General features: G+C 48.7%; 20 protein-coding genes, 1 tRNA gene and 1 pseudogene. 12 read left to right on the top strand and 10 right to left on the bottom strand.

Annotated features, from left to right (window positions below):
- Window positions 1-164: 164 nt before the first annotated feature.
- From PSE_RS04665 to PSE_RS04650, 4 genes are all read left to right on the top strand, one after another.
- Window positions 165-1,151: a hypothetical protein gene (locus tag PSE_RS04665; protein ID WP_148266087.1), complete on the top strand. Its 987-nt coding sequence runs from the start codon at window positions 165-167 to the stop codon at window positions 1,149-1,151.
- On the top strand, window positions 1,144-1,737 hold the full coding sequence (locus tag PSE_RS26620; protein ID WP_051125877.1) for a hypothetical protein: 594 nt from the start codon (window positions 1,144-1,146) through the stop codon (window positions 1,735-1,737). The genes PSE_RS04665 and PSE_RS26620 overlap by 8 nt, the downstream gene beginning before the upstream one ends.
- A 196-nt stretch (window positions 1,738-1,933) precedes the next feature.
- Window positions 1,934-2,698 (top strand): DUF3800 domain-containing protein, encoded by a 765-nt coding sequence (locus tag PSE_RS04655; RefSeq protein ID WP_014283799.1) that lies wholly within the window; start codon window positions 1,934-1,936, stop codon window positions 2,696-2,698.
- 339 nt (window positions 2,699-3,037) lie between these two features.
- Entirely contained in the window at window positions 3,038-3,310 is a 273-nt protein-coding gene (locus tag PSE_RS04650) for a hypothetical protein (RefSeq protein ID WP_014283798.1), read from the top strand.
- Between the two features lie 434 nt (window positions 3,311-3,744).
- On the opposite strand, the gene PSE_RS04645 is transcribed toward PSE_RS04650, so the two are convergent.
- From PSE_RS04645 to PSE_RS27365, 7 genes and pseudogenes are all read right to left on the bottom strand, one after another.
- Window positions 3,745-4,869 (bottom strand): hypothetical protein, encoded by a 1,125-nt coding sequence (locus PSE_RS04645; protein WP_014283797.1) that lies wholly within the window; start codon window positions 4,867-4,869, stop codon window positions 3,745-3,747.
- Between the two features lie 83 nt (window positions 4,870-4,952).
- Window positions 4,953-6,002: an NAD-dependent epimerase/dehydratase family protein gene (locus tag PSE_RS04640; protein ID WP_014283796.1), complete on the bottom strand. Its 1,050-nt coding sequence runs from the start codon at window positions 6,000-6,002 to the stop codon at window positions 4,953-4,955.
- A gap of 77 nt (window positions 6,003-6,079) precedes the next feature.
- Window positions 6,080-7,252: a hypothetical protein gene (locus tag PSE_RS04635; protein WP_148266086.1), complete on the bottom strand. Its 1,173-nt coding sequence runs from the start codon at window positions 7,250-7,252 to the stop codon at window positions 6,080-6,082.
- A 268-nt stretch (window positions 7,253-7,520) separates the two neighbouring features.
- Window positions 7,521-8,558 (bottom strand): polysaccharide pyruvyl transferase family protein, encoded by a 1,038-nt coding sequence (locus PSE_RS04630; RefSeq protein WP_014283794.1) that lies wholly within the window; start codon window positions 8,556-8,558, stop codon window positions 7,521-7,523.
- A pseudogene (locus PSE_RS04625) lies at window positions 8,555-9,778 on the bottom strand (CDP-glycerol glycerophosphotransferase family protein); the annotation flags it as partial. The gene PSE_RS04630 and the pseudogene PSE_RS04625, both read right to left, overlap by 4 nt.
- A gap of 131 nt (window positions 9,779-9,909) precedes the next feature.
- Complete coding sequence (locus tag PSE_RS04620) at window positions 9,910-10,632, bottom strand: IspD/TarI family cytidylyltransferase (protein WP_041767971.1); 723 nt, start codon at window positions 10,630-10,632, stop codon at window positions 9,910-9,912.
- Between the two features lie 640 nt (window positions 10,633-11,272).
- Window positions 11,273-11,443 carry a hypothetical protein gene (locus tag PSE_RS27365; RefSeq protein ID WP_014283791.1) on the bottom strand — a complete coding sequence of 57 codons (171 nt, stop codon included), beginning with the start codon at window positions 11,441-11,443 and terminating at the stop codon, window positions 11,273-11,275.
- 186 nt (window positions 11,444-11,629) lie between these two features.
- Between PSE_RS27365 and PSE_RS04615 the strand changes: the two genes are divergently transcribed.
- Window positions 11,630-12,475 (top strand): LysR family transcriptional regulator, encoded by an 846-nt coding sequence (locus PSE_RS04615; RefSeq protein ID WP_014283790.1) that lies wholly within the window; start codon window positions 11,630-11,632, stop codon window positions 12,473-12,475.
- An 82-nt stretch (window positions 12,476-12,557) separates the two neighbouring features.
- On the opposite strand, the gene PSE_RS04610 is transcribed toward PSE_RS04615, so the two are convergent.
- Window positions 12,558-12,647 (bottom strand) — tRNA-Ser (locus tag PSE_RS04610).
- A gap of 408 nt (window positions 12,648-13,055) precedes the next feature.
- Between PSE_RS04610 and PSE_RS04605 the strand changes: the two genes are divergently transcribed.
- From PSE_RS04605 to xsc, 6 genes are all read left to right on the top strand, one after another.
- Window positions 13,056-13,373 (top strand): hypothetical protein, encoded by a 318-nt coding sequence (locus tag PSE_RS04605; protein WP_208998086.1) that lies wholly within the window; start codon window positions 13,056-13,058, stop codon window positions 13,371-13,373.
- A gap of 26 nt (window positions 13,374-13,399) precedes the next feature.
- On the top strand, window positions 13,400-14,074 hold the full coding sequence (msrA, locus tag PSE_RS04600) for a peptide-methionine (S)-S-oxide reductase MsrA (RefSeq protein ID WP_041767969.1): 675 nt from the start codon (window positions 13,400-13,402) through the stop codon (window positions 14,072-14,074).
- A gap of 208 nt (window positions 14,075-14,282) precedes the next feature.
- On the top strand, window positions 14,283-14,762 hold the full coding sequence (locus PSE_RS26615) for a MarR family winged helix-turn-helix transcriptional regulator (RefSeq protein ID WP_014283787.1): 480 nt from the start codon (window positions 14,283-14,285) through the stop codon (window positions 14,760-14,762).
- Window positions 14,763-15,181: 419 nt separating this feature from the next.
- Entirely contained in the window at window positions 15,182-16,654 is a 1,473-nt protein-coding gene (locus PSE_RS26610) for a methyl-accepting chemotaxis protein (protein WP_051125876.1), read from the top strand.
- 246 nt (window positions 16,655-16,900) lie between these two features.
- Complete coding sequence (gene pabB, locus PSE_RS04585; RefSeq protein WP_014283785.1) at window positions 16,901-18,706, top strand: aminodeoxychorismate synthase component I; 1,806 nt, start codon at window positions 16,901-16,903, stop codon at window positions 18,704-18,706.
- Window positions 18,707-18,889: 183 nt separating this feature from the next.
- Window positions 18,890-20,668, top strand: a complete 1,779-nt coding sequence (xsc, locus tag PSE_RS04580; RefSeq protein WP_014283784.1) for a sulfoacetaldehyde acetyltransferase — start codon at window positions 18,890-18,892, stop codon at window positions 20,666-20,668.
- 163 nt (window positions 20,669-20,831) lie between these two features.
- On the opposite strand, the gene PSE_RS04575 is transcribed toward xsc, so the two are convergent.
- On the bottom strand, window positions 20,832-23,306 hold the full coding sequence (locus PSE_RS04575; protein WP_041767967.1) for an FAD-dependent oxidoreductase: 2,475 nt from the start codon (window positions 23,304-23,306) through the stop codon (window positions 20,832-20,834).
- Between the two features lie 79 nt (window positions 23,307-23,385).
- A complete protein-coding gene (locus PSE_RS04570; protein ID WP_014283782.1) occupies window positions 23,386-24,723 on the bottom strand; it encodes an aminotransferase class III-fold pyridoxal phosphate-dependent enzyme in 1,338 nt (445 codons plus the stop codon).
- A gap of 171 nt (window positions 24,724-24,894) precedes the next feature.
- Between PSE_RS04570 and PSE_RS04565 the strand changes: the two genes are divergently transcribed.
- Window positions 24,895-26,409, top strand: coding sequence for a PLP-dependent aminotransferase family protein (locus tag PSE_RS04565; protein WP_014283781.1), 1,515 nt, complete (start codon window positions 24,895-24,897; stop codon window positions 26,407-26,409).
- Window positions 26,410-26,418: the final 9 nt, after the last annotated feature.

Raw genomic sequence — 26,418 nt, 5'->3', positions numbered from 1 at the left:
GATTGGTTGTGGTGTTGGTGTTGGTGTTGGTGTGCGGAGGGTAGCGGAAATGGTGGAGGATGGAAAGGGGAGAAGAGAGCCGTGACTATCAAAACTCTACCCTTGATTGATATCTTTCAATAATACAACAATAGCTAAATTTTATAAATTTAGGAATGCTGCTGATGATGCGCCGCGACTACCGTGAATTCTACCTGTACGATCTGCATGTAAGCACGACAAAACGGAATGCCCAACTACCCAACATGATGCAGATTGCTTCAGTTTTTCAAGAGCTTAAGGATGCAGGATGGTCAATGGATGCCCAGAATGGCGATAAATCACTGCTTATCGGAGACGTTTCAGTCGACGCTGATCGTTCAATTTTGACTCTGCTTGTCCGAGTTTCAGATAAAACAGCTCCAGATAGTGTTTACTCCAACCACGCTGAACAAGACTTTACTCTATTAGAGAAGAACGAAGGACAAGGAAACGACTATGGGGCACATGTTCTAATATCCTTAGAACCAAATGCTGATGTCTCCAATGTATATCTTTCGGCAATTGAAAAAGTAATTGGCGTACCAGCCACTTATGTCCAACGCTTGCTATCAAAAGCACTCCACCACCAATACTCTGATCAAAGTAAGCAGTTCTTTGCTTACGAAAATCAGTTGGGGCAACGAGACCAACAAGGCGAACTAAAAATCGAGAAATGCTGCCCTAGAATTGAGCTTCGTGGATGCCCATCTGACACCTTTGAAGAAGATATTGCAAGGGGGCGAATTCACGACATTACTTTGATTCAAGAAAGACCGGTTACTCCAATGGGTGGCCTTGCTTATATGCATGAGAAATCGTTAGAGCTTAAAATCGGAATTGACTATGGTTCCATCGGTGAAAACATTGCTGCGTCTATTGGTCAAGGCTTGCGAAGCAAGTCTAGCGAGTATAGTCGAGCAAAAATTAGGCTTAAGCTCCCTGACACGGACAAGACGACAACAGTTGATGTAACCACAAACGACTTCTCTCCAATAAGTTCTTTATATATAAAGTTCTTTAGCGTTAGTGATATTTTCCCTCTATTAGCACATTCCAGCGCTAATATCGTTGAACACTTAAAGGAAGCGGCGATAGGTCAGTTCATAGCGATGAGAAATTTCAATGCTTAGGAACCTGAGTTATGAACTTTCTCGGGGCTTAGCTTACCGGAAAATTCAACATCCCGAGATGAGCAGGTATAAAACAGTACTGCCACTGGCTTTGTCAACCTTGACAACGTTGGCAATAACTCTCGCACCAATTGCTCCTCTACTCATTGGAAAAGACAGCCTTTCAAAAGAACTCATTCCGCTGATTTCTATCTTACCTGGCTTTTATTTTGCTGGCCTAGCAGCTGTTGCAACCTTCGGCGCAGAGCAAATGGATCGAGTGTTGCCGCATCCAGCCCCCACTTTAAAGATTGGATATATAGATCAAGAGGACATACAACTATCAAAACGTCAGTTCATGTCTTACCTGTTCTCTTATTTGGTATTAATATCACTTTTTTTGTGCTTATCTCTTATTTTCTTCAATGTATTCAATGGATCTATACTTCATATTCTTAAAGCAATAAAAGACATATGCTATGGAAAAGAAATAATTTTCGTAATTAAATTAGTCACGATTTTCACTTATTCATTCCTGTTCAGTTCACTAGCAGTAACTACTCTTCACGGGATATTTTTCTTGACGGAGAAAATACATCAACCTTAATGAAGGAAGATACTCGCACTCTATATGGCTCGACTAAACGCAACTAGAGTACCCCCATAAGTTTACGCTGTTAAAACTCACGATTGACACCTTTTGTAAATAGCCCCATCTTTATTAGCGAAGCGCAATGGTGACATTGCCTTCTTTCCGAGGCCCACGTCTATGACGTGGGTTTTCGTGTTTTAGGAGGCAAATTGTGACTTTTATTGCGTATCTAGATGAGTTCGGTCACATTGGCCCCTACATCTCCAAAGATCACGAGAAATACAAGGAAAGCCCAGTCTTCGGCCTCGCAGGCTATATTATTCCAATAGAAGAAGTGCGAGCCTTCGGGACCTGGTTCTTTCAACGCAAATGCGAGCTGCTACAATGGGAGTTAGAACGCTCTGGCAAACATCCAGCAATTTGGGAGAAAAAGGGCTCTAGCCTATATACCAAACGGAACGTTGCTCAATACCAACAGTTGCGCAGACTTACTAACCGTTTGCTAAGTCGAATTTCTGCATCTGGTGGTTCACTATTTTATGTCGGCCTGCAGAAAATGCCGACGGTAAAAAATCACGATCCGAACCGGCTATATGAGACAGTTCTAAAAGAGTGCATCAAGCGACTAGATGAGTTTTGTGAAAACGACTGCCAACCAGCAGACCAGTTCCTTCTTGCTCTCGATGAGCATGATCAACGTGATAACCTTATAACAGCTTCTTCTATTGCCATGTATGGAGGCGCAGCACCTCGCCGTCGCTTACTTGAGCCTCCATTTCAACTTGAAAGCCACCGCTATCAAACATTGCAGGTAGCTGATTGGATCGCCGGCTTGATTGGACGGCTAGGAGCCTACTGGGCTTCACCTGAAGAATATGCTGAGAATGAAATCTTCAGTAAATATTTTGGTGCACGGGTCACCTCTCACCAGGTCCGAAGTGGAATTAGGACTCGAACCTTACAACCAGTCGATTAAGTCCCCCTCTCCCAGACCGTTGCAGAAATGCATGAGTGGGGGAGGTTTTGGGTTTGGGCGTTGACAGGTTGTGGAGTTGTGTTTCACACTCATATGTGAGGCCCAAAACCTCTAAAGTCAGCGGTACCCGCTCCCGTAGTCTAGCGGTTTTTTTGTGCCTATTTTATAGTGCGCGAACCCTTTGCTATGAGCGGGAGGGCGGTGAATACAACACCTCCTTCGGGAGGGAATAAGCCCGCCTGTCTGACTCAGGTTTTTGGCCTCCCGCTCGCCAAGGGGTCTCCAAAAAACTCTTCGGTGCTGCGGTTCTTCAACACCCTAGTCAGTAAGGGGATTGGAATGGACGATACCGCATGCGCGAATAGCGCCACAAACACTATCGACAATGAACTAGATGAAGTACTCATTGCTGTCTCTGACCTTGAGAATCTTGCTTATTTTCAACAGCTTGTGCTGAGTGAGCGGATGAACCAGAGCAGCGAGCGGGATGCTTTGTTCACTTTGCATTATGCCTTGCGAGACCGCCTGGAAGCGCTGAGAAAGACCTGTGGGGTTTTACAGCGGGTCGTCGACCCACAGCCAATCAACACAACCTTGACGCTTCTTGAGTAACGGGTTGGGCGCGGGGCACTAAGCCCCCTGCCCTGTTCGGCTGCGTTGGTGCGCCTTGCTTAGAGTTTATCTTCCCTGTTGAGGTGTGCCGTTTCACTGTGCCGGTGCTCACGCAGTGCTTTTGAAGCGCTGTGGGCGGTGCCTCGCAACCCTTTGTTCAGCCGCCCCGTGCATGTGGTCTGCCAGCGACCGGTGGCCCACCTGTGCGTGCACCCTGCTGGTCTGCGGAGAGTAACGCACTCCGCAGGCCAGTGTTATGCGCTGAAGAGGCAGAACAGCACGAAGAGGCCAGCCATGATGGAGGCCAGTGCGATGTAGTAAGGCCGTGCGCAGGCGCTGGCGTAGTTGGTGTAGTAATCTTCCAGCTGCTGGCGCGTTGGGTTTTCGGGGTGCTACGCCCCCATTCAAGCGCGTTCATTGATCATAAACGTCAATTAATCAGACTTGGCAACCCGCTCCAGCGCCTGATAAAACTTTCTGTTACCATCTTTCTGAAAGTGCATCATAAATTCATCTTGGTAACCTTCAGAAGCTTGGACTGCTGCAAACTCGGCGCATTTCTCCATTGAGTCCCATTTATCCAGATGGATAATGGAGTCACCTTTTTCTTCTAGATAGGAATCAGGTGCATACAAGTCACTATGCGCGGTAGCCAAAACAATCGAAGGCACACCTATTTTGGCAGCCATCGTCTCGGCGGCAGAAACATCCACTATAGCTGCGGCAAATTGCAAAGTATCCTCTGGGCACCCCAATCGCTTAGAATTTCTTCGGCACACAAAAGGTAGCAATTTCAGATCGTTTTCTGAAAAAACGACCTTCAAGCCTTTCGAACTTAGCTTCGTGACCAAGGATGCAAAAGAGTTCTTATACTGTTTTAGACGGCTACCAATATTAGGATGCGGCTTCAGATAAATATAATCCGCTTGAAATGCATTCTTAGCTTCCACCAAAAACTCAAGTAGTTGTGGCTCACATAAGGTCGATGAATTTTCTGCCTCAGTCCCTCCTTCCCAAGTTGGCATATACATGAGGCCGTTACCTGAAACTGATGCGCTATTGCTGCTAAGAAGCCTTAAGTTGCATGTACTCACGTTAGCTACGCCGGCTCCGCCGATGTCTAGAACATTTTGCTCCGCCGTAGCTTGGTTCAGCAGGCTATACTTCTGCAATCGCTGACTTGCATAAGGGCCCGCAACCAACAAGTAATCATATATTCGATACATCGGATGTAAGGAGGCACGTTTGTTACTCTCACCGTGACCGAAAAAAATATGTTTAACTTCTCTATTTTTTAGAAGCCTTACGTTTTCAACTGAATTGAAAAAATAAAATACACTACTACCTCTGATTGGAGCACACCCTTCTCTAACCTTCAGAACAAATTTTACTTTAAATCTATATTTCAGCCATGCACGCAAGTTACCAAGAAAGCTGCGAAGTCGAAACTTCACAATCACTTCAACATCTTTTGGTGAAAATAGGTCATTCTCAAAAGCAAAAGTGTATTGGTTTGCACTGGACTTACCCTTTGAATCGATGAAAAAATATATTGCCAATGCAACTACCTTCTGAATAAACCAGAAAAGGATACTAACACCCTTTCCTGGTCAAAACTCGAGCAAGCTTCAGTTACGAGCTTTTAAGTGCTACTTTTGTAGTGAGAGTATATCCTTTGCATTCCCTCAGCTAAAGGTACTCTAAAGCCCCACCCAAGCTCGCTAATTTTCTCTGACAAAAGAATTCCTGTATCATGCTTTAAGTATAAAGAAGAATTCACAGGCGCATCTTGCCGAGTTACTTGACAGTCAGGGCAATTCTGAATCGCAGTACTTGCAATGTCGTATACAGAGTATACTTCATTATGATTTGAAATATTATAACAACCACTCTCGCCTCTTGTGAGACTTACTAACAAGCCAGATATTACATCGGCCACGTAAGTTGGAGAGATTTGATGTGTCCCATCAGATTTTAAATGAATACTCTCATCTTCAACCATCGCGCCTATTATATCGCTCAGAACACGACCATCTTTTAACTTAATTCCAGGTCCGTATGTATGAGAAATTCTCGCCACACGATAGGGATTACCGTATTGCATCCCAAATGCAGCAACCATGTTCTCCCCTAATCGCTTACTTTCAGGATAAGCTGATCGTATTTCAAGAGGGTCTACAATCCCATAATCAGATTCACCTACAAACTTTCTCTCAGGGTCAACCTTCTTACCATATATTTCGCGCGTAGAGAAAAATATGAAGTTACCTGTTTCTTTTTTTAAGAGACCCAACAAATCATAAGTGTACTGTACATTCGTTTTAATTACATCCAGAGGACGGGTCGCAAGATCAATTGGGTTTGTTGAGCTTGCAGTATGGAAAATAAAATCGTAGGTACCTAAAGTATTTTCACAGCCAAATTCGACGAACTCAATACCATCACAGTCAACATATTCTGAAATATAGTTATGAGCATTCTTTGTATTTCTACTCGAGCAATAAATTGTGAGCTTTAAATCAAATTTAATACTAAGGTACTTTAGAGTTGACACCAGATAAAACCCTATCAAACCTGTAGAGCCAGTTACAAGTATCTTTGCACCGATGAAATTTGAGAATTCATTCGAAGTGAAATTCTCCGCAATTTCCAAAGCATCTTGCTCTATTATTTTCGCTTTTGGACCAAACATTTTATTCCTACACCTTACAGCTTAGAATCCAAGAAAGTTGCAATTTAGCGACAAATCTGCATATCAAATTGCTTTCATTATTTGCGATTGTCACTATCGAAAGAAGTAACGCCAAGAGGCGGGTTGTCCACTCGCTCTCCTGAGATTTGATTTGAGTATAATTCCCTAGATGTGCGCCTCACAAAATCTGTAAATTGTACTTTAGATAAAGCGCAATCTATCCTTCCGTTGCTTAATATGCGAACACCATTCTTACATAGGTGCTTACCAAACCCTAACTCAGCCAATCGCCTGAAGACAGCGGCAACTTCTTTATCTTTCTGCTTTGCTCTGATAGAAATTACAACCGTCTTCGCCTGCTCTCCCCATGACACATTGTAATATACTCGATTACGATACCTTTTGAGCGGGAAATTTGCTGTATTAGCATCTAATGAATCCCATGGAATGAGAATTGGCAATCTTGCCTTAGAAAGGAACTTCGCCCACAATTTAGTATAAAAGATCTTATCCTGTAGTGATAATCGATTAGATTGCATTTCCTGAACGGAGTTTAGAAATTTCGCCTTAGTAGCGGTGTCCGTTTTCAACTCATATAAATTAAGTAATAATTGAAACTCATGAACATTGTCGAATGCATGATGTGGTGAATTCACACCGCCGTTATTATTGGACCGGCAATAAATATGAAAATTCCCATAATTATTCACCCCATACCGCACTGGTGACAACCCCCAGCGCTGCAATAATGGTATTAATTGCTGCTCATAATCTCTTTTCGATTTTACATTTACTACACTAACAAATCGAGATCGTTTATTTAACTTAAGATGGTCTAAGTTCAACCGGTCTTCGAATGAGTTATTATTGAGATCAATATTAACCTTGGAGAATCTTTTCGAGTCCGGCCAATTTCGCACGTAAAACTGAGGATTGCCTGCAATTCCAATAGCACCCTCGATAGCGTCAGCAAGCCAGAGTGCCGCAAATCCGCCAGATGAACTTCCAATAAAATAAGTGTCTTCGTTAGCTATTCCGAAAAAATTCTGAACTTTATTGACAAGCGATACAACAATCGGAAGTGCATGCTGCTCTTCCGAACCAAAATACCAACCTGCTGTAATTGTTGATGAAACGGTTTTGCGCGTAGGATCCTCGATATTTAGGCAAACTCCGTTGAACCAAGGATGCCAACTGACTCTCTCAAAACGAGTCCCGACTTTGCCTTTCCTACTACGACCAGAACTCAAGAAAACATACAGTTTACGTGTTTTCGACGGTGTACCAAAACACTCTAGTGTTATCTCACCATCTCTGACGTTAATTCTACGCTCTCTGAGATCTCCAAACCAATCGTCTAAGTGGTATTGAACTGGCGGGACGGTCAGGAGACGTCTAGGGTGTTTGATAACCCGAGCCCTTGCTTCTTCATATTGGATCGGGCAAATTTCACCCAATGGCCAACTAGCTTCGTCTCTCTGCCGCCCCAACCTATTACCTCAAAATTCGCCAGAGCAATTATCGATCGTTCTTGGTCTTCTTCAAAAAGGTTTTCTGGAACCAGACCTGAAGCAAATCATTACTACGTCCCCACCATAGAGTTTTCTTCATGACGCGCCGGTCATACTTAAGATTCTGTGTCAGACGCACTAATGCTTCAATATCGTCCATATATCCGTAACAAGGCTTTTTACCATCATATCCCGTAAAAGCTTTAGTTCTCTTAACTAAATCTTCTCGAATAACCTTATATTTATCTGGATTGGCCGGAGGATTGTCTAAATCGTAGTCTGAAAAGATCTTATCTTTTTTACTCTCATGGGTTACATGCAAGCAACCCTCATATCCAGAAAACCGAGATTGAATGTTGTTATTGTCTTTAGCTAAGTCAACCCTAAGAACTGGCGTTTCTAACGCAAGGCAGGGCAGTGCCGCGTGCAACCGAGTAGTTACGACACAGTGAGCTCGCGACAGTAGGTACAATACAGTTCTTGCCAGATCAAATCGCTGATTCTGGGTGAAGGATGGCGTCATAATAGCAGACAACCTAAACACACGCCTTTTAGTGGTCTGACGAATCTTCTTCACAACTGCATCAGGCAAATCAATCGCCAAAATAAAGTCACCACGTGGAATATCTGGATTGCGATTGAGTGTTAATGTCAAACACCCTGAAAAGTACGCATTTATCCCTTTAGACTCCATATAGTTTTGAGTACTGACATCGCGGCAGCCAATCGGCCCGATCTCTTTCAAATAATCAATTGACTTCTCGTTTAACGTATCTCGAAGCTCATCCCGGATATACATTGAAATGGGCAGCGGTGCTATTGACTTACTCGGTGGAAAGCTTTCAGGTTTCCACATCCACCAAGCATTCATAATCAACTTAGTTGCTTTTTTTGATTTAAAGGAAGCGGTTTGCTCTCTATGTACTAGAGTGTCAATTTGAGGCAAAAACCTCAAAGCGGCAATACTCTGGATCTCATCGCCAATATTCATGGATGAGTAGCTCAGTAGCCCAAAGTTCTGTGTGGTGTCTTTGTTAGTTTTCATTCTGCTACCTCAACATGCATCTCAACAGACTGGGTCTCTTTTGGGGACAATCTCTTCTCTCCAGTCATTTCTTTTTGAATTGGCCGAGAAGATGCATAACCTTCAAGGTTTTTAGTTCTCTTATATTGCAGCCTTAACCGTGCAACACTTACACCCTTCGTTAAACCGTGAATTATATCAGAAGCATGCTCTGCCGCACGACCATCCTCAAAGGACCCGGCGTCATCAAGGAATGCATCAACCTCAGCCAAGAAGTGCTTTTCATCAAATTTCTTGATATTATCAACTAGCGCGTCTGAATTAAAAGAAGTGGGGATCGGTGTTTCAAAGAAGTCGAAATACAAAGTCCCCTTCAAATTCTCTCGCATCTGCTCTTCCAGGTGAAAAAAGCAAGGCCGTTTAGTTAGGAGAAAATCGAAAATACCGCTAGAATAATCCGTAATCATAGCATCAGAAGAGACAAGAAGCTCCTGCATATCTGAGTGCCCGGAAAGGTCAATAACGCATTCGCTTGTCAGGTTACTCAGTGAACGCTTACTTCTTTTAATTTTGTTCCTAGTTCTTGGATGCAGACGCATACCAAATACCCAGTTTCCGCCAAATCTAATCTTTAATGCTTCAAGAATCTCTTGTACATTGATTTTCTCGATAAATTCAACATCACCGTCACTATGCGTTGGCGCAAAAAGAAGGAGTTTTTTACCTTCAAAACCGTATTTTTTACAGATTTCCTTCTTCAAAGAATGTTTTAGGAAATCATCAAAAAAGACATCGCTTCGAGCATGACCAATCTCAATTATTTGCTTCGGCTTAAAACGGAACCCACTAGAAAATACTTTTGTTTCAAACTCTGAATTTGAAAGAAAAATATTTGTCCTCTTCGCTTCTCGTAATATTTTCTGCTTTCTCTTATTACCTAAGTCCAAGCCGATCTTCTTTATACCAAACGAGCCATGGCCAGTTTGTATCCAAATTTGCCCTTTCTTCTTGGGCCAACCAGCCATGGAGTTAAGTGTATTAAATACGACTACTTTTGCAGAAGCTAAGGCGAAGCACTTCCCAACAAAGCCTCCACCTCCATAGTTAATCCAGTTACCATTGTGGCCCTCGTGGTTCTTTGAGAGCAACCAAACGCTTTTCAAGTCGGGATGCTGGACAGAAAGTTTTTTTGCTATGTACCCTGGATTACAACCAACATCCAATCCATTAAAATGGTCAAAAACTACCTTTTTTTATTTATTCTGACGCATGCAAAAATTACCTTCCGGATTAAATCAAGAAGGCTCGTAACCAAACGCTGCTGAAACTTTTCAAGTTTTATCTTCAAGGTCTTAATCAATCTCATCCCACCTTAAGGCAATCCAAAAATGGACTCATAATGACTTGCATCCACCAGCGCTTTAAAGATGAAGTAATCTTTTGCTGTCGTTATCTTTATATTATCGTAGCTTGTTTCGACTAAATGGATATTCTTCCCATAATGCGACATTAGAGTACAGCTATCGATTAATGTGTCCTCGGGAAGATCCTTCCCTTCTATATGAGCATTGTAAGCTTCATTAAAATCAAAAGCTTGCGGAGCTTTCACTACAATGTAAGAGCTGCGGTTATGTACGGTCGATATCTTCTGAAAATCCGACGTTTCCGCGGGGGTCTCTGTTAACGAAACATATGACGCAGCAGCGCCATGCTCTGCAGCACCTTTGATGACTTTGGTGATAATATCCTGCGTCACAATCGGACGCACAGCATCATGCAGTACGACTGTTTTAGTCCCAGGAATATTGTCTTTTATGTAGCCTAGAGCATTCAATCTCGATTCATGTGAAGTCGCACCACCGGCGATAATGTGACATCGTTTTCGAATGTTAAAACGCTCAATTAACTCTTTTAGGTATTCGGTCCAACCAGCAACACAAGGTATTACAATTTCTTCAATTTGCGAATTATTGGAAAACTGCTCCAGTGTGTATACAATGATTGGTTTTCCATATAGCTCCACAAACTGCTTAGGAGTTCCACTTTTAGAAAACCTAGCACCAACCCCACCACCGAAAATTATCGCAACGCTCAATTGGGAAAACTCCGAACCACACTATCATAAAAGATTCAAACGCGGCTTTTCTTTGCGCCTTCTTCACGCAGGCGTCAAGGCCAGGCACTCACTTTTATGACGTTATCAAGACGTTGTGTTTTTTTGCTCAAAAATATTAATAATTTACACAACCCCAAAGCTCTACTATCAAGTATATTTAAGTTTAGATCACTCACAAAAGAAAATTACACTTAAGTATCGACAAGTATAACTACCTAACCACGCCACCCAACAAAACAAAAAAACGTACTACCATAAGTTCAATGGTAAAAGTAAATTAATATTTATATGTTACAAATCAACATGTTAACATATTTGCCGACCTTTCCCATCAAATGCACACAACATGATTAAAATTTTATCCAGAGAACAACTTTGAGCATAAAATTACTCAGCTAGCATAGCCAAAGAAATACTACAACTCTAAGTTGGATAACTCATCACGCAACTACATATACTTCTCTAACTAGAATGTACCCCCCCGGCGCCGCCTATACCTGAACGGTGCCTCGCAATCCTTGTTCAGCCGCCCCGTGCATGTGGTCTGCCAGCGACCGGCGGTCTGCCTGCGCGTGCACCCTGCTGGTCTGCGGTGAGTAACGCACTCCGCAGGCCAGTGTTATGCGCTGAAGAGGCAGAAGAGCACGAAGAGGCAGGCCATGATGGAGGCCAGTGCGATGTAGTAGGGCCGTGCGCAGGCGCTGGCGTAGTTGGTGTAGTAATCTTCCAGCTGCTGGCGCGTTGGGTTTTTGGGGTGCTTATCTGGTTCGGGGAGTGGAAAAATTAACATTCTGGCTTCTTTTCATTGAGGAGAACTGCGTGGAGCAACCGCCTCTTTGAGGCCTGGCGTCGCTCCATTGTTTCTTTCTGCGTACCCTTGTCCGAGAACCGGCTTCCACTTCTCGGGAGTACGCACTATCTTTCCTCGTGTTCTTCCTGCCGGATAGCGGCCAAATTTCAAAAGCAGTTTTCAAAAATGAAGGTTCGATTGCTGGATAATCTCAATGCATTCCTCGTGCTTGCGGCTTGCGGTACGCTGAGTGAAGCGGCGCAAAGGCTGTCGTGCAGTCCGGCCACGCTCAGCCGCCGTATGCAGCAGCTGGAAGAGGATGTGGGGCTGAAGCTGTTTGACCGGGTGCAGGCCGGGTATGTGTTGACCGAGGACGGGCATGATGTTCTGGAGCAGCTGGAGCCGTTTCAGTGTGCTTATGCCGGGTTTGAGCAGTGGCTGAGCGCGAAATCTCGCAGGCCGCGGGTTCGGGTTTCAGCCGGTAGCTGGACGATGAAGTTTCTCAGCATGCATATTGGTGCGCTGTGCAAGCCGGAGGATGGGTTCGAGGTGGTGTTCATTACCAGCGAGGACCGACTGAACATCAAGAAGCGCGAGATTGATATCGGGCTGCGCAGTTCCCCTCCAGCAGAGATCGGGCTGGCGAGCAAGCGTCTGCCGCCTGTGGAGTTCGCGCCTTATGTGGCGGTTGGGGCTGATGAGGCGGTGATGGAGCAGTGGCTCGGCATCGCACCGGAGTTCGCGACCACAAAATCCTCCCGCTGGCTGCTGGAGCACCATGGCAGTGAGATGGTGATGCACGTGAGCTCTCAACACACCCTGCTGGACATGCTGTGCGCGGGAGCCGGCGTTTCCATTCTACCGTGCTTCCTAGGGGACACCGCGCCTCAACTGCGGCGGTGCGGGCCGGTGATTGAGGAGCTAACCAAGTTCCAATGGGTAACAATGCATGATGACCGGAGACATCTGCCCGAGGTGCGGATGATGACAGACCGGATCGTACAGGTGATCGAACAACATCGTGGGCGGTGATGGGGGAGATTTTGAGAGGAAAACAAACGCAGAAAATCCGCGCCGGTTGGCGTTGATTTAGTTTGCTTTTCGGGGGAAGTAATGGCGGAGAGACAGGGATTCGAACCCTGGAGACGGTTACCCGCCTACACGCGTTCCAGGCGTGCGCCTTCGACCACTCGGCCACCTCTCCGCAATCTGCTCACCGGGTGTACCCGGCGGCGTGAGAGGGGGTATATGCAAAACTCTTGGGGGGCGCAAGAGGTCTTTTCGATTTTTTTGTGATGTTTCCCCACTCTGTGGAACTAGAATGAAAACAAAGGCATTTTTCTGAGGCTGTGCGGGCGTCCACTCACAATCTATTACGCAGTTTTGACTGGATTTTAAGAGCCGTCTCTATCCCTGTTCTGATAGGTTGCACCTTAGATTGCATGCGGTACTGTGGATACACGCAGGCTCTAATGAGATTTGGAGCGCGTGATGTTCATTTGCAGTTGCGTATCATGCTCTAGTTTTTTGCCAGAGTGGCTCTTTGAGACCTGGTCTTAATTGGATCTGGGGGAGCGTGCTCTGAACGCTGACAGGAAAAGGAAGCAAACACGTGGTTGGATTTTTACTGCGTTTTATAGGTGTATGGTTTGTGGCCATTGCGCTGGTCTCATTTGTCGTGGATGCCACCAAGAGCATCGCGACCTCCAGCTGGACCTCTACACCGCTGGGGCTGATCTGGTTTGATCTGTCACCTGAAACGCTCAATGCATCACAGGCGGCCATCCAACGGTACGTGAGCCCTATCCTCTGGGATCCGATCATTCAAAGCATTTTGTTGATGCCGCCGTGGGTTATATTCGGACCAATCGGCCTAATTATGCTATGGTATGGCGACAAGCGGCGTCGCATCAGCACAACCCTGCTGTGATGCAGAGTCTTTACAGGTAAGTGAATATGTCGTTTCTCAGAATGCTCTCAAACAAGTTTAAAATGCCAGATGCAAGCAATGCGCTGCCTGGCCGAGACACTCCTATCATGACGCCAGGCAAACACTTCGTGAATGGCCATGATTTGGACGGGCCTTATCCTGATGGGATGAAAGAGATTTATGTGGGCATGGGCTGTTACTGGGGTGCGGAACGCGCCTTCTGGGAACTGCCAGGTGTGTATGTAACAGCCGTTGGCTTTGCAGGTGGCACAACCAAGAATCCGACCTACCATGAAACGTGTACTGGTCAGACCGGTCACACTGAAATTGTAAAAGTGGTCTACAATCCAGAAGAGATTTCACTGGAACAACTTCTGAAGGTGTTTTGGGAACGTCACGACCCAACGCAAGGAATGCGGCAGGGCAATGATGTTGGAACACAGTATAGATCTGCGCTTTATTTGACGAGCGATGCAGATATTGAGACGGCTAAAGAAACAGCAAAGACCTATCAGCAGGCCCTCAAGGAAATCGGCAAAGACACGCCGATAACCACGGAAATCGGTAGGCTGAACGTGTTCTATTATGCTGAGGAATATCACCAGCAATATTTGGCAAAGAATCCAGATGGATACTGTGGCCTTGGGGGCACAGGTGCGACTTGCCCATTGCCGTTTTCGTCGCAATCCCCTCAGCAATAGGTGATCAAAAATAATTTATGGATAATTGCAACCTGCTAATAATCAGGGACCGAATTGGCGGTTTTTATTGATTTTGCAGGTTGCACCAATGCGAAATACTTATTATTTTCAATTTTATTAAACTTGCATTTGTTAAATTGCAGTTTTAGGATTAACTCTAATGACGCTAAGTCAGAATCGTCAGGACAGTATTTTAGAGATTTAATTTATGATGAGAACAAATCATATTGCAGACCAACTTTCCGCAGTAAGTACAGCACTGGAAGATGCGAGTGTTGATGCTTACGGAGATCTTTCAACAAGCGCTGTTGCGGCTCTTCTTATTATGAGACGCTCCCCAGCCATCTCCATCGGTACGGTCGCTAAAGAAGTTCGTTTGAGCCATTCCGCTACCGTTCGCCTGATCGACCGCCTTGAAAAGGATTGGTTGGTCCGACGTCTGCGCCGCAGAGGTCGTGAAGTGATGGTAGAACTGACCGTTCGCGGTAAACGTAAAGCCGTAGAAGTGGCTGAAGCCCGTCGCAAAGCAGCTCACGCGCTGCTCGGTGACATTGATGAGAGCCAATTGGACAACCTCTCTTCCGTTCTCAAGTTCATCCTGAACGACGTGGAAAGCTCTGCTTGCACTCGCTTCTGCTATGATGACCCGATGGAAGATGAAAAGGTTGAAGAGAACGAACCAGCCTAAGACAACTATTTCACGTACTTAGCGATTTATATTTTTCATTTTATTTTCAACGCGGCAACACCGAAGCGTATGCTTTGGTGTTGTTTGCTTTTTTGCCCCTCACCGACGCCCTATTAAGCTTCTCTTAAGCATAAATCTAATACAAATTACAACTAAGATTTGAATGGAATGATTTACGCAATTCATTCTGGAGAGCGTTTTCGTTTTTGAGGTGATTACTGGGCGATTTCGCTCTTTCCTGCGTGTTTCTCTTTTCATTCAGTCAAGCAGCTTCCAGGCGGATTAATCTTGGCTTGCTGCTTGCGGTTGTGCGTGTTCCTTTGTGATTTCAAAAGCTTACAAAGTCAGAGCGCGTGATAATAATTGGGTAGATGTATTTGGATGCGCTTTGCATCAATACTATTAAGGGAAGACCTGAAATGAGTGCTGCAGTCGGATTTGAAGAAGAGGTAGGCCAATCTGACATGGGTTCAACCAGTTGGCCAATTACTCTGGGCTGGGTTCTTGCTCTCCTGAGCTTTGGGATGAGCTGGGCTGGTGACACTGGCACCATGAGCATTCTTTCAGGAGTTGCTTTCCTGCTTGCGGCTGTTCCAACCGCGCTATGGCTAAAAGACAAATCCTCCGGCACTTCAGAACTTGCTTCGGGCGTTTGCCTTGCTGTTCTGGCTGGCCTTGCGAGTTCCGCTGCTGCGCTTGGCGGATATGCTGAAGGCTGGCAAGTGGACTTCAACATTCTGTTCTTTGCACCGCTCGTCGTTCTGGGCTCTTCCCGCAATGGTGGCGCACTTGGTGGTTTCCTTGCAGTTTCCGCGATTTATCTACTCGGCAGCCTGTTCGTGATGCCAGAATTTCTGGTGAGTGAACAGAGCACTTTTTCCGGCAACATGATCATTCTGGTCCTGCTTGCTGGCGTGACCATGGCGTTTCTTAGCACGCAGGGTGAAGCACCTGCTGAAAGCACGGGCGTGAGTGAAGCTGCTGCGACCGTGAGCACACCAGCTGCCAAAATCGCAGAAAATGAGCAGAAGATTGCAGAGCAGTCCGAGCGTATTGCTTTCTTTGAGAAGCATGTTTCCGATCTGCGTGATGCAGTTGACGGGCAGCTGAAGAGCCTTTCTCAGAACACACACAGCATTGTTTCCGCTTCCAAAGGCCTGGAAAACGCGACGCATAAATGCTCCAGCTATACAACTGAGGTGGTGACTTCCTCGGATGCGGCTTCCGGTAATGTGCAGACAGTTTCTGCTGCGTCTGAAGAACTGTCCTCCTCCATTTCCGAGATCGCGCGTCAGATTGCGCAGGCCAATGAGATGGTAGAAGCCGCAACACGCGGTGCGCAGGAGACCAACGACACCATTGGCAGCCTTGCAGAAGCTGCAAGCCGCATTGGTGAAGTTGTGACACTCATTCAGGCAATTGCAGAGCAGACCAACCTGCTGGCACTGAACGCAACCATTGAAGCGGCACGTGCCGGTGAAGCTGGAAAAGGCTTTGCGGTTGTGGCGGCTGAAGTTAAAGAGCTGGCGAACCAGACCTCCAAAGCGACGGAAGAGATTGCCTCTCAGGTTTCCGCTATTCAGGGCAGAACCCGTGAAGCGGTGGAAGCGATTGGCTCCATCTCTCACACCATGGATGAGGTTAACTCTCACACTGGTGCGATTGCAGAAGCGATCACTCAGCAGGGTGATGCGACCAACGAGATTTCAGCTAACATTCTGGCAGCCTCTGATGGCACCATGGCTGTTTCCCAAGGCATCGCGAGCCTTAGCGAAGCCATGAACGAGGCAACCGGTTCTGTTTTCGAAGTGACCGAGAAAGCAAGCAAGGTGGATGGTGACCTTAATGAGGTTCACGATACGCTGGAGCGCTTCTTCCACGACGTTGCTTAAACTGAACCTCGATTAATGAGTTTGACGGGTCGCCAGTGGTGGCCCGTTTTGCATTTTAGGTGCTTATCTTGCTTCAGCTATTTTGCCCCTTCCAGCTTCATTTTGCGGAATTTGAGAGAAAATCGATCACAATTTACGCAAAACTACTCAACAAACGGACTTGGAGACAATTTTATGATTGCCTTGGTCTGGCGGGCTGGTATTGAGCATTCTTAATAAGGGTAACCCAAATAAGAATGGACAGGCATGGCGCAGTTTGCGTTTGGAACGGTACTTCTTGTCGACAGGCTAAGTCATGAGCCTGCGCGTCTCTTCCAAGCCCCTCAGCGCGTGTTAACCTGCCAAACTCTTTCCGAGGTCCCTCAGTTTCTTCAGCAGTTGGAGCAAGAGCGCAAAGCAGGCCATCATCTGGCAGGCTTCTTCTCTTATGAGTTCGGTTTTGCCTTTGAAGAGAAGCTGAAGCAGCGTTTTTCCGGCTCTGGCAACATGCCACTTGCTTGGTTTGGCGTTTATGATGCACCGGAGCTTTTGTCTCGGGCGCAAGAAGCGCAGTGGCTCAAGGAAGCTGCAGGCAACGAGGCCTCCCCTTCTATTCACATCAACCAGTTTGACATGAGCAAGAGCGACTATGATGCCGCTTTTGCAAAAACGCAGCAGCATCTGGCGCAGGGCGATATCTACCAGATCAACCTGACGATGCGCGCGATGCTTGAACAGACTGGCAGTGCAGCGGCGCTCTTTGATAATTTGCTGTTTCAGCAACCTGTCGAATATGCGGCGCTTCTGCATTTGGGTGATCAGAAAGTTCTCTCTATCTCTCCGGAGTTGTTCCTGGAGCGCAAAGGCAAGCAGCTGACTACGCGGCCCATGAAAGGCACTGCTCAGCGCGGACGGACGACAGATGAAGACGCACGCGTTCAGGAATGGCTGCAAAGCGATGAGAAATCGCGCGCCGAGAACACGATGATCCTCGATCTGATGCGCAATGACCTGTCCCGCATCACAAAAGCAGGCAGTGTTTGTGTTCCTTCGCACTGCGAGGTTGAGCAATACCGCAGCCTGTTCCAGATGACATCCACCACAACAGGCGAGCTGGTGGATGGGGCTGAACTACCTGAAATCATTGAGGAGTTGTTTCCGTGTGGGTCCATAACCGGAGCGCCGAAGCTGTGGGCCATGGAGATCATTGACGATCTGGAGAAGAGCCCGCGCGGGATCTATACGGGTTCCATCGGCATGATTGAGCCGAACGGTGATTTCACCTTCAACGTGGCGATCCGCACCCTTGTGATTGATGAGGATGGTGCTGCAGAGATGGGAACGGGCTCCGGTGTGGTGTTCGATTCCGGCGCCTCTCCTGAGTATGACGAATGCTTGTTGAAGCTGAACTTCCTGAAGGCCTCAGACGAACGGTTCACCCTGTTTGAAACCATGGGCTGGACGCCGGAGGATGGCTATACGCTGCTGGAACGGCATATGCAGCGGATGGCGGATAGCGCATCTTACTTCGGCTTCAACTGGAATCCGGAGCAAGCTTTGCGCGTGCTTTCGGACCATGCTGCAGGTTTTGAGCGCTCCATGCGGGTGCGGCTTGATCTGGCGGAAGATGGCGAGCTATCAGTCACTGCGCAGGAGATGCCTGCTTCGAGCGGTGATGATTGGCGTGTTTGCATTGCAGAAGAACGCGTGCATTCGCAGGACCGCTTCCTGTTTCACAAGACCAGCCGTCGTGGATTTTATGATCAGACACGGGCCAATTATGCCTCCCAATATGGATGCTCTGAGGTCATCTTCCTCAATGAAGCCGGATATCTGACGGAAGGCAGTTTCACCAATCTGTTTATCCGCAGGGATGGTAAGTTGCTGACGCCAGCGTTGAAGCACGGCTTGCTTCCCGGTGTGTTCCGCGCTGGTTTACTGGAGCATGGATATGCAGAAGAAGCAGATCTGACGCTCTCAGATCTGCAGGAGGCTGATGCGGTTTACATCGGCAACTCTCTGCGCGGATTGATGAGAGCCAGCCTTGTTTCCCTTGATGCTGACGTAAGTTAGATCATTTTTTCAATGTCCACCAACGGGCATTCTCCTTTTATCTTCAAGCTCCTCAACGCAACTGGCCAATGCTATAGCAGAATCTGGCCCTAAGGCTCTTCTCCACCTCACGCTAGGTTTGATTGCATATCAGAATGTGCAGATCACAGCCGAGCCTGTGACGTGATGGGGAGGATTCGTGCGATGAAGATGACTACCGAAGAGGCCTTTGTAAAAGTGCTGCAAATGCACGGGATTGATAACGCCTTTGGCATTATCGGTTCAGCCATGATGCCGGTTTCGGATCTCTTTCCCGCCGCAGGTATCAAGTTCTGGGATTGTGCCCATGAATGTAACGCGGGCATGAGTGCGGACGGGTACTCCCGCGCCACCGGCAAGATGAGCATGGCGATTGCTCAGAACGGTCCTGGCATCACCAACTTCGTGACGCCTATTAAAACAGCTTACTGGAACCATACGCCTTTGCTGCTTGTTACCCCGCAGGCAGCCAACAAGACCATCGGACAAGGTGGCTTTCAGGAGATTGAGCAGATGGCTCTCTTCGAGGATATGGTTTGCTATCAGGAAGAAGTTCGTGATCCTTCCCGTATTGCCGAAGTGCTGAACCGCGTGATCGAGAAAGCCTGGCGCGGATGTGCTCCGGCGCAGATCAACGTGCCGCGCGATTTCTGGACACAGGTGATTGATATCGAGCTGCCGCAGATCGTGCGTATGGAAAAGCCGCGTGGTGGTGTGCAATCCATTAAGAAGGCGGCTGAGTTACTTTCGGATGCCAAGTTCCCCGTGATCCTGAACGGTGCGGGTGTGGTGTTGAGCGGCGCTATTCAGGCCTCTGCCTCTCTGGCGGAGAAGTTGAGCGCACCGGTGTGCTGTGGCTATCAGCATAATGATGCGTTCCCCGGCAATCATCCGCTCTCCGTTGGTCCGCTTGGGTACAATGGCTCGAAAGCGGCGATGGAGATGATTTCCAAGGCGGATGTGGTGCTGGCCCTTGGCACACGCCTCAATCCATTCTCCACCCTGCCCTGCTATGACATGGATTACTGGCCGAAGGAGGCCAAGGTCATTCAGGTGGACATCAACTCAGACCGGATCGGCCTGACCAAGAAAGTCACCGTCGGCATTCAAGGGGATGCCCGTGCTGTGGCAGAGCAAATTATGGAAGAGCTGGCTGATCATGCTGGCAATGATGGCCGTGAGGAGCGTGAGGCTCTCGTGCATCATGCTAAGTCTGCATGGTTGCAGGAACTGTCCTCCATGGATCACGAGGATGATGATCCGGGCACCACTTGGAACGAGCGCGCTCGTACCCGTGAGCCTGAGAAAATGTCTCCTCGTATGGCATGGCGCGCTATTCAGGCAGCTCTGCCGAAAGAAGCGATCATCTCTTCTGACATCGGCAACAACTGTGCGATTGGTAATGCCTATCCGAGTTTTGACGAAGGGCGTAAGTACCTTGCCCCAGGTCTGTTCGGCCCATGCGGGTATGGCCTTCCGGCTATTCTGGGTGCGAAGATTGGGTGTCCTGACACGCCCGTCGTCGGTTTTGCTGGTGATGGTGCGTTTGGTATCTCCATGAACGAGATGACGGCGTGTGGTCGTGATGACTGGCCGCCGATTACCATGGTGATCTTCCGTAACTATCAGTGGGGTGCGGAGAAGCGCAACACCACGCTGTGGTACGACGATAACTTCGTTGGCACTGAGCTTAATCTGGAAGTGCAGTATGCCAAGATTGCGGAGGCTTGTGGTCTCAAGGGCATTCAGGTGTTCAGTATGGATGAGCTGAGCAAGACTCTGGATGAGGCCATTGAAGGCCAGATGGAGCGCAACGAGACCACGTTCATTGAGGTGATCCTCAATCAGGAACTTGGAGAGCCTTTCCGCAGAGACGCCATGAAAGCACCGGTTGCTGTCGCAGGCATCAATGCGGAAGATATGCGCGAGCAAGAACTCGCGTAAGTCCCCCAGCAGTGCCCTTCTCGCCTCCTCTGAGAAGGGCATCAATCTTAAAGCCCGCGCAGTGTAAAGCTGCCGGGCTTTTCTTTTTGCGCATCAGTTGAACAGCGGCACGAACATCCGGTTAGAAGAGCACCTCAGGTTTGATCCGAGATGCTCTCATGTTTTATGCGTCTTCCAGTTCTTTCAGGCCGCGCATGCGTAGGCTTTTGGGGTCGTAGATGGGCTTAAAAGAGGCTTCGGCATCGCAAAGAGTGCCCTCCACGTCGATTTGGTAGGTGGAAGCGAGCATGTCTTTGATTGTTTCGCCTTTGCACGGCACGTAGCCGAGGCCGACTGCACCGCCGAGCGTGTGACCGTAGTTTCCGGAAGTGAGGTAGCCGACGATTTCTCCATCTCGCAGAACAGGTTCGTTGTGATGCAGGAGCGGCTCTGCGTCTTTCAGTTTGAACTGCAACATGCGGGATGAGAGACCCTCCTCCTTCTTGCGTAGAACAGCATCTCTGCCGATGAAGGATGGCTTCTTCGTGCTGACCGCAAAACCAAGGCCGGCTTCCAGAACGTGGTCTTCCTCGGTAATGTCATGACCGAAATGTCGGAAACCCTTTTCGATGCGCAGGGAATCCATTGCATGAAGGCCGCAGAGTTTCAGGTCTAAATCGGTGCCTGCTTCTATCAGCGTTTCATAGGCATGGGCGGCCATGTCCGTTGAGACATAGAGCTCCCACCCCAGTTCACCCACATAGGAGACGCGGTGCGCACGAGCGAGGCCCATGCCGAGTTCGATCTCCTGCATGGTGCCGAAGGGGTGGTTCTCATTGGACCAGTCATGACTGGAGACTTTGGAGAGTAGTTCTCTGGAGTTTGGCCCCATCACCACCAGCGTTGCTTCGCCTGCAGTTATGTCGGTGATGACCACATTGGCGCCCGCTTTGTGCTTGTTGAGCCAGCTGAGTTCTCTGATAACAGTAGCCGCTGGAGTGACAAGCAGGTAGGCCGTTTCGGACAAGCGCGTGACGGTGAGATCAGCTTCAATGCCTCCACGCTCATTGAGGAACTGCGTGTAGACAATCTTGCCGACTGGTACCGACATGTCCCCACCGCACATATGATTGAGCAGGCTTTCTGCATCCGGGCCTTCAACACGGATTTTGCCGAAGGAGGACATGTCATAGAGGCCGACATTGTTGCGGATGGCGAGATGTTCTCGTTTAGAGTTCTCGAACCAGTTCTGGCGTTTCCAAGAATACTCGTAGGTAGGCTCCTGTCCTTGGTCAGCAAACCAGTTGGCTCGCTCCCATCCAGCCGTCTCACCAAATGCTGCACCTGCTTGTTTCAGATGCTCATGCAAGGGTGAGCGGCGGACACCGCGGGCGGTTGCCTTTTGGCGGAATGGGAAGTGGTCTGCGTAGAGCAGGCCAAGCGTTTCCTTGGAGCGCTCATAGAGGAATGTCTTGTTGCCCATGAACGGCTGCATGCGGCGGATATCAACGTCGGAGAGATCAAATGGCGGATAACCGTGCTCCATCCAATGAGCCAGTGCCATGCCTGCGCCACCGGCGGACTGGATGCCGATGGAGTTGAAGCCTGCACAGACGAAGAAGTTCTTGAGCTCAGGTGCTTCTCCCAGATGATAAGCATCATCAGGTGTGAAGCTTTCCGGGCCGTTGAAGAAGGTATGGATTCCGGTTACGGCCAGTTCAGGGAAGCGATTGATGGCTTGTTCCAGAATCGGCTCGAAGTGCTCAATATCTTCTGGCAACTGATCGAAGCAGAAGTCCTCTGAGATGCCTTGCATTCCCCAAGGCTTGGCGATTGGTTCAAAAGCTCCCAAGAGAATTTTGCCAGCATCTTCTTTGTAGTATGCGCACTCGTCCGGCACGCGCAGGGTTGGGAGTTGAGGCAGGCCTGCGATGTTATCGGTGACCATGTAGAAGTGCTCACAAGCATGGAGCGGCACGTTGACTCCGGCCATGCGGCCCAACTCGTGTGCCCACATGCCAGCGCAGTTGACCACATAGTCAGCAGCGATATGGCCTTGCTCTTCGCTGCCATCACGCTGCCATGAGACACCAGCGACGGCGCCATTGCGCTTTTCAATGCTGGTGACTTTGACACCTTCAAAGACCTGGGCTCCCCGTTGGCGTGCGCCTTTGGCAAGAGCAAGGGCGATGTTGCCCGGATCTCCCTGCCCGTCCTTTGGCAGATAGACAGCCGCAGTGACATCCTCAGCATTCACATAGGGGTAGCGGTCCAGCAGTTCTGACGTGGAGATTTCTTCAACTTCCACGCCAAAGGCGCGGGCCATGGCGGCGGAGCGCAGGATCTCGCTGCGGCGCTCTTCGGTCAGAGCCACCGTGATTGAGCCGTTGTGGCGGAAGCCAGTCGCAATTTCTGTTTCGGCTTCCAGGTCGCCGTAAAGCTCCTGCGAGTATTTCGCCAGGCGCGTCATGTTTTTGGATGCGCGCAGCTGCGCGATCAAGCCCGCAGCATGCCATGTGGTGCCGCATGTGAGCTGTTTGCGCTCCAACAGCACGATGTCTTTCCAGCCAAGTTTGGCCAGATGATATGCAACAGAACATCCGGCGATACCGCCACCGATGATAACCACACGAGCATTTTGTGGAATAGACTTCGTCATTGATTGCCTCCCCTCAACCAACTTGGAAAACAAAAGAAGAGCACAAATGTGCTCTTCTCAAAACAATACTTTCTTCGATCTATTCGGCCATGAGCGTTTTTCTCATTGCATCCACAATCTCATCGACATGACTTCGCTCTGCAATGAACGCCGGGGCCAGAATTGCTGTGTCCCCCGTCCACTTGGCGTGGCACCCGTTCCAGAACAGCTTTTTCTGTATCTCATTGCCGCGGATGCCGGGCTTACCGGGAAGTGGGTGAACCTCCACACCGCCCATGAGGCCGTACCCTCGGATATCCTTCACAATCGGAATATCCTGTAGGGACCAGATCGCGTCGAGGAAGTAATCGCTCAGCTCTGCTGCACGTTCAAACAGGTCTTCGTCCTCGTAAATCTTCAGCGTTGCCAGACCTGCTGCACAGGCTGCCGGATGGGCTGAATAAGTGTAGCCGTGGAAGAACTCGATGGCGTTTTCCGGAGCTGCTTCAGTGATGGTCTCATAGACCTGATCAGACGCTGCAACAGCCCCCATTGGAATCGCGCCGTTGGTGAGTGCCTTTGCCAGGGTAATAATGTCTGGCATCACGTTGAACGCATCAACAGCGAATGGTTTGCCAAGGCGACCAAAGCCGGTGATCACTTCATCAAACACCAGCAAAATGCCGTGTTCATCACAGATCTGACGGACACGCTCCAGATAGCCCTTTGGCGGGACAAGCGTTCCGGTAGAACCCGCGACAGGTTCAATAAACACAGCTGCGATTGTTGAGCCGCCGTAAGTTTCACAGAAACGCTGCAGGTCATTTGCCAGCTCCACACCGGTTTCCGGTTGGCCTTTTGTGAAGGCGTTTTCCTCGTTCCAGGTGTGACGCATCATGACAATGTTTGGCATGACAACCGGGAAGGTTTCGCGGTTTTTCACCATGCCAGCAAGAGAGACACCGCCCATATTCACACCGTGGTAAGCGCGCTCACGGGAGACAAATCGGGTGCGCTGCGCATCACCATTGGCACGGTGGTAGGCCATGACCATTTTCAATGCAGTATCGATGGCCTCAGAGCCAGAGTTTACAAAGAACACGTGGTTGAAAGGCTCTGGCAAAATTTTGGTGAGTTTGGCTGCAAACTCAAAGGATGTCGGCTGACCCAGCTGGAACGGCGCTGTGTACCCGTTCTGCATCATTTGAGCATGAACGGCATCTGCAATTGATTGGCGCGCATGGCCTGCCGGAACATTGAATAGACCAGAGGACCCGTCCACAAGCCTGTCACCATGCTGATTCCAAAGGTACATTCCCTCTGAACGAGTGATGAGACGCGGCGCGCTCTTAAAATCTTTGTTTGCCGAAAACGGCATCCAGTGTTGCTCAAGAGAATTGGTTTTCGCTTGTTCAATCGGCTCTGCAAGGACACTCATCTCGATCTTTCTCCTAGAACACTGAGTTATTCACCAACAGTTCCCCAGAGGTACTGTGAGAAATATCTTGTCGTCGAAATATTAGGTCAGATAGGTCCAGTTGTTCTTGACCATAGAGCCAGATGAACTCATGCTGATACTTCGCTCGTGATTTGGAGGGAGGGGCCAGCCATGAGATACAGCTTGTTTTCCGTTGATCGGGATGACAGTACAACGCTGCAAAGCCAGATTCGGGAGATGCTCGTCTCTGCTATTCTTTCCGGCCAACTTGCTGAAAACACACCGGTTCCTTCAACGCGCGCATTGGCGAAACGGCTGAGTGTTTCGCGCAATACGGTGATGTTGGCGTATCAGGCACTGGCTGCAGATGGCTATTTGATCACTCGTGAGCGATCCGGTTTTTACGTCTCACCGGAGGTTATTGAGAATCTCGGACAGCTGCCAGATCCGGTCAGGCCCAAAGAGCAGGTGCCTGGTGATCGGGTGGATTGGTCCTCAAAATTGCGGCTTACGCCCTCTACTCAGTTCAACATTCTGAAGACTGAGAACTGGCACAGCTACCCCTACCCGTTCATTTATGGCCAGGTGGATCCGACACTGTTTCCAATCAGCGCCTGGCGGGATTGTGTACGCCAGACCATGAGCATCAAATGGCTGGATGCCTGGACCGATGATCGCTTTACCGCTGACGATCCCATGCTGATTGAGCAGATTCAGCGGCGTATTCTGATCCGCCGTGGGGTTATTGCCGAATCTGACGAGATACTGGTGACGATGGGGGCTCAGAACGCGCTGTTTCTCATCGCACACCTGTTCGTAAGACCGGACACGCCTGTTGCGTTGGAAGACCCAGGTTATCCCGATGTGCGCAACATCATGCAGTTGCGAAGCTCGGACATTCGGGCGATTCCCGTTGATGAGGAAGGCATTCGCGCGGATATGCTGGGGGATGCAAAGCTGGTCTATGTGACGCCCAGCCACCAGTTCCCCACCAACACCACGATGACCATGAAGCGCCGGCGCGAAGTGCTGGAATGGGCGGCGCAATCTGATGCGCTGATCATTGAAGATGATTATGAGTATGAGACCAACTATCGGGGGCAGCCGACTGCCGCGCTTCGGTCCGTCGATGCATCAGGGCGTGTTCTTTATGTGGGTAGTCTTTCCAAGTCGATCATGCCGGGGTTGCGGATTGGGTTTATCGTGGCGCCGAAGCCGGTGATCAAAGAAATCCGCGCCATGCGTCGCCTAATGTTGCGCCACCCACCCGGCAACAATCAGCGCAGCGTTGCGCTGTTTCTGGCGCAAGGTTCGCAGGATGCTCTGATCAGCAAACTGCATCATGCCTATTCCAACCGCTGGAATGCGCTGAGTGAAGCCATGGAGACGCACTTCCCCGGTTGGGCACAGGTCTCTGCGTTTGGAGGATCTTCTTTCTGGGTGAGCGGGCCGCCTGAACTGGATGCGACTGTGCTTGCGCAGGAGGCTTTGAAGAAAGGCGTTCTGATTGAACCGGGCAATGTGTTCTTTGCGGATCCGAGCCAAGGTAAAAACTATTTCCGCCTTGGTTTTTCTTCAATCCATGCTGACAAAATACCGAAGGGAATAGAAATACTCTCAGAGACAGCAGATAAATTGCTGCATCGCAGCACAAATAAACGAGAGAGCTCCCTCATAAGCGCATGAACACTGATC

Source organism: Pseudovibrio sp. FO-BEG1 (genome assembly GCF_000236645.1).
In the GTDB taxonomy this organism is placed as follows: Bacteria; Pseudomonadota; Alphaproteobacteria; order Rhizobiales; family Stappiaceae; genus Pseudovibrio.
The sequence above is the reverse complement of the archived record's forward strand: the minus strand, read 5'-3'. Positions and strand labels throughout refer to the sequence as shown.

Bases quoted from the DNA above. Each gene is read 5' to 3' on its own strand.
- PSE_RS04665 (WP_148266087.1), top strand. From the start codon at position 165: ATGATGCGCCGCGACTACCGTGAATTCTACCTGTACGATCTGCATGTA.
- PSE_RS26620 (WP_051125877.1), top strand. From the start codon at position 1,144: ATGCTTAGGAACCTGAGTTATGAACTTTCTCGGGGCTTAGCTTACCGG.
- PSE_RS04650 (WP_014283798.1), top strand. From the start codon at position 3,038: ATGGACGATACCGCATGCGCGAATAGCGCCACAAACACTATCGACAAT.
- PSE_RS04640 (WP_014283796.1), bottom strand. From the start codon at position 6,002: ATGTTTGGTCCAAAAGCGAAAATAATAGAGCAAGATGCTTTGGAAATT.
- PSE_RS04630 (WP_014283794.1), bottom strand. From the start codon at position 8,558: ATGAAAACTAACAAAGACACCACACAGAACTTTGGGCTACTGAGCTAC.
- PSE_RS27365 (WP_014283791.1), bottom strand. From the start codon at position 11,443: ATGTTAATTTTTCCACTCCCCGAACCAGATAAGCACCCCAAAAACCCA.
- PSE_RS04615 (WP_014283790.1), top strand. From the start codon at position 11,630: ATGAAGGTTCGATTGCTGGATAATCTCAATGCATTCCTCGTGCTTGCG.
- msrA (WP_041767969.1), top strand. From the start codon at position 13,400: ATGTCGTTTCTCAGAATGCTCTCAAACAAGTTTAAAATGCCAGATGCA.
- PSE_RS26615 (WP_014283787.1), top strand. From the start codon at position 14,283: ATGATGAGAACAAATCATATTGCAGACCAACTTTCCGCAGTAAGTACA.
- PSE_RS26610 (WP_051125876.1), top strand. From the start codon at position 15,182: ATGAGTGCTGCAGTCGGATTTGAAGAAGAGGTAGGCCAATCTGACATG.
- pabB (WP_014283785.1), top strand. From the start codon at position 16,901: ATGGCGCAGTTTGCGTTTGGAACGGTACTTCTTGTCGACAGGCTAAGT.
- xsc (WP_014283784.1), top strand. From the start codon at position 18,890: ATGAAGATGACTACCGAAGAGGCCTTTGTAAAAGTGCTGCAAATGCAC.
- PSE_RS04575 (WP_041767967.1), bottom strand. From the start codon at position 23,306: ATGACGAAGTCTATTCCACAAAATGCTCGTGTGGTTATCATCGGTGGC.
- PSE_RS04570 (WP_014283782.1), bottom strand. From the start codon at position 24,723: ATGAGTGTCCTTGCAGAGCCGATTGAACAAGCGAAAACCAATTCTCTT.
- PSE_RS04565 (WP_014283781.1), top strand. From the start codon at position 24,895: ATGAGATACAGCTTGTTTTCCGTTGATCGGGATGACAGTACAACGCTG.